This window comes from Deinococcota bacterium, assembly GCA_030858465.1.
Classification (GTDB): domain Bacteria; phylum Deinococcota; class Deinococci; order Deinococcales; family Trueperaceae; genus JALZLY01.
On the sequence record JALZLY010000066.1, the window covers coordinates 1 to 4,769 of the forward strand.

Genomic DNA, 4,769 nt, shown 5'->3' on the forward strand with positions numbered 1-4,769 from the left:
GGTTGATATAAATCCAGGTAAGCCCCTGGGGATCGACTGTTTCGTCAAGGAAGATCATCACAAAGGAAAGCAAGACCGCGCCGAGCAGCATGATGCTGGGGACAAACCAGTAGCTCGAGCGCACCGCGTCCCAAAGGCTAACCATGCGGGTTCCTATACGCGACGCTCTAAGCATGGTCACCTGCTTTTCCTGCTACCAGGATTCACAGGGTAAGCAACAAGACCGTGTAAAGAGCCACGCCCAGGGCAAAGGCCCAGTAGCGGCTCTCGCGCTCCTCGGGCAGTTCCTCTTTGAGCACGTTTAAGATGATGGCTCCGCCTAAAAAGGCGAAGGGCACGGCCAGCGTGGTCTCGTGCAACTCGAAGGGGTTGCCAAGTCCCCAGCCCGCAAGAATAGCGCCTGCCAGCACCCAGCGGCCGAGATGGTCATAGTCCGCTTCATGGTGGTTGCGCAGGCCGTAGTCGTTGACCACAAAATGTAAGGCTATGGCGAAGACGAAGAAGAGGAGCCCCTCGACGTCGGCCGGTTCCCAGGAGAAGATCAAGTAGCCGATAAGGGCGTTATAGAAGGCGAAGAAAACGATATGAAGCCAGAAGGCTTTGCTACCGGTGCTGTCTCCCTCGCCTGCTCTTCGCCGGCGCGCTCGAGACCCCTTGGCGACGCGCTCGAGGCCGTAGAAAACGACGAGTCCCAAAAGAGCGATGAGATAGACGTGGTGCTTTAAGTAGCCGAGCAGCGGGCCTTCCGCGCTTTCAAACGCCCTTTGCGCCTCGCTCAAATCGGGCAAAAGATGCACAAAAACGTAGGCCACGGAGGTGCCCCCTGCCATAGAGAGCCACTGGCTGCGCGGTATGCCCTGAAGAAAGCGCAGCCTGCCGGCAAAAAAGTGTACCAGTGCCAGAACCGCGGCGAGCACCGCCGTAAGAGTCAGCATCGTTCCTCTGCCAAAGCCTCTAAAGCGCTAGACGCGTTCATTACAAGGGCCGTTCTCTGCACACATCAGGATAACATCAGGGTAAAGAAGGTCACTTCGGGCGGACAGTTCAGCCTTAGGGGCAAGACACTAAAGCCTATTCCTCTGTTGACATAAAGATGATTGCCCTCCGTTTCATGTCCCCCCGTCCAGCCGTCGGCGTGCACCTTATCTGCCGAGGTGTAGCGCATCCAGGTCCACTGTGGGGTCAAGGGAATACGAAACTGTCCGCCGTGCGTGTGTCCCGCTACGGCGAAGGGCGCTGCGCCGGGGGGAAGCATTTCAAAGGTGTTAGGGTTATGCATCATGACGAGCCGGGGGGTCCCTTCGGGCACCTTTGCAAAGGCAAGGTCCGGTCTGTCCTCAGCGGGGATGTGGGCCCCTATGCCCACGAGAAAAAGAGAGCTTGCTTTGCTGCCCCCTCGAGGTGAAGGGAGGGGCACGGCTTCGTTGTTGAGTATACGCACGCCCGCCGACTCGAGTGCGCTGGCGAGGGCGGCGGCTAAGCGCTCGTCCTTTGGGTCCTCTTTGGTGGGCATGCGGTAGTCGTGGTTGCCAAGGACGCCATACGTTGGGATGCCCGCCCGGGGCAGTGGCCGGAGGAGTTCAACCACCCCGCTTATGGCTAGAGCCGGACGCTTGGGCTGGTAAATAAAGTCGCCTGCGATTAAGACTGCGGCAGGCCGCTCCTTGACGAGCATCGCCACGATGCGCCGGATGGTCCGGGTGTTGTCCAGCCACATGCCCACCTGAAGGTCGGCGATAAGGGCGACGCGCTGTCCTTGCCAGCCCTCGGGAAGACGGGGGATCTTTACAACGTGCTCTTGACGGTCAATCCAGTAGGGCTCGATCAGGCCCCAAAGAAGAAGGGAGGCACTTATACCCAGGAGTATGTTCTTTGTCTTTGACATTAGCTGCTTTTTCTACCGTCTAGCCATCTTTCGATTAGATTCACGCCGCGCAGGACAGTCAGCGCCAGCACGGTGACACCTACTGCGAGGACATGTTGGCGCAAGGCGACACTTATGCCGATAGCGCTGACTAAAAGGAGCGACGCTGCTGTGGTAATGCCTTCAACCTGCTCACTCTTACCGCGGCGAAAGATCGTTCCCGCACCAAGAAAGCTGACGCCGGCGATGATTGCTTCAACAATACGAATCGGGTCGGTGCGTATGCCGACATCGACGCTGGCGTTGAAGCGCCCAAGCAGCGCGTCGCCCAAGCCCACAAGCAGCGCCGCCGCGCCCGCGACTATCATGTGGGTGCGCAGACCGGAGGGCTTGTCGGCCAGCTCACGCTCGAGGCCGACGAGCCCGCCAAGCAGCATGGCCAGTGCGACTTCGCTGATGACTTGAAACTGCATCCTTAAGTCCATGTAATAAGACCTCTTGCTCTAGTAGCCCTTAACAGGCTGCTAGTTCATGATTATGACGGTTACGCATCTTCTTGACTACGGCTTGGCGCCTCAAGCACGCTGACATCGCTTAGGGGCATGACGTTAAAGCCCCACTTGAGCTTCAAGGGGAGGTGCCGCGACTGAGATGACCCTTTAGGGCCGAGGGAACTGCTCGTGCTAGGGTTCTGTTGGGGCTTCTAGGGAGGCCTTGGTAGCACGTCCCTCCCTGGTCCACAGCTCATTCCACATCTCAGTTTGGGTAGTGGCCGGCGGCCGGGGCACGTCGGAGGGGCCTGTGAACTGAGCCTGCTGCGTGGTAGGCGCGAGGGGGTAGGGCAGCCTAGCCCCGTCCGGCAAAGGCGTGCCGCTATCTTCCGGTCCACAAGCAACTAGCGAGATGCTGACGGCTAAGGTCGTAACGACAAGGTAAACATAGCGGCGGCACCCCTTATGACCTGGCTTATGACATAGGCTACGAAAATGTTCTTTCATCGTAAACCTCCTTTAGAACCTGACTGGCGCTTTAAGCCCCCTCGAGTTCAGGGTTGGGATTGTTGAGGCGGGCGAGATAACTGGTGCGGGGGAGCGTGTTGAGCTCCATGAGGAGGCCGTAGTTGAGCGGGCTGGACTTGAGCCGGGCTACCAGACTGTCGGGATCGTTGATGTCACCAAAGACGATGGCGCGGCCGGGACAGGCGGCTGCACAAGCAGGGGTCACCTCGCCGTCCCTGATGCGGCGGTCCTCGAGCTCGGCCTCGATGCGAGCGCTGTTGATCCGCTGCACGCAGTAGGTGCACTTTTCCATGACGCCGCGGCTGCGCACGCTGACCTCGGGGTTTAGCAGCAATTTTAAAGCCTCCTCTTCAAGCCGGGCGTAAAAGAAGAAGTTAAAGCGCCTCACCTTGTAAGGGCAGTTGTTCGAACAGTAGCGCGTGCCCACGCAGCGGTTATAGACCATGTCGTTTAAGCCCTCGGTGCTGTGAACGGTCGCGCCTACCGGGCAAACGACCTCACAGGGCGCGTTCTCGCAGTGCATGCAGGTGACAGGCTGGTGGACGGCATCCGGGTGGTCGATATCGCCCTGGTAGTAGCGGTCCACGCGAATCCAGTGCATCTCGCGCCCGCGTAGCACCTCATCTTTACCTACCGTTGGAATGTTGTTCTCCGCCTGGCAGGCGACGACACAAGCATGACAGCCCGTGCAGGTACTGAGATCGATCGTCATACCCCAGGCATAGCTCGTATAGAGGTAACCGGGGTAGAGCGAGCCCTCCGGCCTGTGCTCGAGCTCGTGAACAAAGTCGGGGTTTTCCCGGTACTCCCCGACCGTGCCTTGACGGACCAAATGCCGCTCCGCCGACTCTTCGCCGATCTCTTTAATGGTGTGGATGGCGTGGTGATCTTGCGTGGTAGCCAGAGGATAACGCCCGCCTACCTTCACGATGTCAAGACCCGAACCAAACCAGGGCGCAGCGGACGTGCGCAGGGCATAGGCGTTAAAGCCGACGCCCATACCGACCCTACCCGTCTGGGTCCGACCAAAACCAAAGGGCGCGGTCACCGTGTCGGGGGGGTGACCCGGCAGGATAAAGATAGGCGCTAAGGCGGCGCGTCCTTCATAACGAAGCTCGACGACGTCGCCGATATCGAGGTCTAGACGCTCGGCGGTTGCCGGGCTGATGAGTGCGGCGTTGTCCCAGGTCAGCTTGGTGAGCGGCCTCGGCAGTTCCTGAAGCCAGGCGTTGTTGGCAAAGCGGCTGTCCCAGATATAGGGGTCGGGCCGAAAGACGATGTCGAGCCCGCCTCCGGGTGTGGTGCTCGGGCTCTCGCTGAGCACCTCGGCGCGCAGGGAGACCGCTCGAGGCGGGAACCCGCTCCCCTCGACGACGCCGTCATGGACCGCTTTGCGCCAGAAGCTCTCAAAGTCATCCGCAGCGACTTGCTCCTGCCAGTAGCCGCGCACCAGATCATAGTTCGAGCTGCTGATGTCTCCCAAGAGCGCGGCCAAGACTTCATACACCGTGTGGCCGCCGTAGAGCGGCGCGATAAGCGGCTGAATCATCGAGAGGGTGCCGTCAAAGGCGCGGGCGTCACCCCAGGACTCGAGTTCATGCGTCATGGGGATGTGCCAGTCGCAGAGAATCGCGGTCTCGTCCAGATAAAGTCCCAGATGAACCTTAAAGGCGACCTTGGCGAGTTGCCCGGCAAAGTCTATGTCGGCGGGTGCGGTAAAGGCCGGATTGCCGCCGAGAATAAATAGCGCGTGGACGTCGCCGGCCTCCATCGCCCGGGCAAGTTCCCGCAGCGACTCGGTCTGGTTGACGGGGTCGGCCGCAACCGGGTCGATGTACGTCACGGTGGGGCCGACATTGCCGAGCACGTTGTTCATGGCGTGTGCC

General features: G+C 59.9%; 4 protein-coding genes. All 4 read right to left on the reverse strand.

Annotation, left to right across the window (positions count from 1 at the left end):
- Positions 1-203: 203 nt before the first annotated feature.
- A complete protein-coding gene (locus M3498_03240; GenBank protein ID MDQ3458310.1) occupies positions 204-935 on the reverse strand; it encodes a hypothetical protein in 732 nt (243 codons plus the stop codon).
- 65 nt (positions 936-1,000) lie between these two features.
- Positions 1,001-1,885, reverse strand: coding sequence for a metallophosphoesterase (locus M3498_03245; protein ID MDQ3458311.1), 885 nt, complete (start codon positions 1,883-1,885; stop codon positions 1,001-1,003).
- Positions 1,885-2,337, reverse strand: coding sequence for an MgtC/SapB family protein (locus M3498_03250; GenBank protein MDQ3458312.1), 453 nt, complete (start codon positions 2,335-2,337; stop codon positions 1,885-1,887). The genes M3498_03245 and M3498_03250 overlap by 1 nt, the downstream gene beginning before the upstream one ends.
- A 556-nt stretch (positions 2,338-2,893) precedes the next feature.
- Positions 2,894-4,769 (reverse strand): 4Fe-4S dicluster domain-containing protein (locus M3498_03255; protein ID MDQ3458313.1); only part of this gene is annotated, 1,876 nt, incomplete at its 5' end.

Bases quoted from the DNA above. Each gene is read 5' to 3' on its own strand.
- M3498_03250 (MDQ3458312.1), bottom strand. From the start codon at position 2,337: ATGCAGTTTCAAGTCATCAGCGAAGTCGCACTGGCCATGCTGCTTGGC.
- M3498_03240 (MDQ3458310.1), bottom strand. From the start codon at position 935: ATGCTGACTCTTACGGCGGTGCTCGCCGCGGTTCTGGCACTGGTACAC.
- M3498_03245 (MDQ3458311.1), bottom strand. From the start codon at position 1,885: ATGTCAAAGACAAAGAACATACTCCTGGGTATAAGTGCCTCCCTTCTT.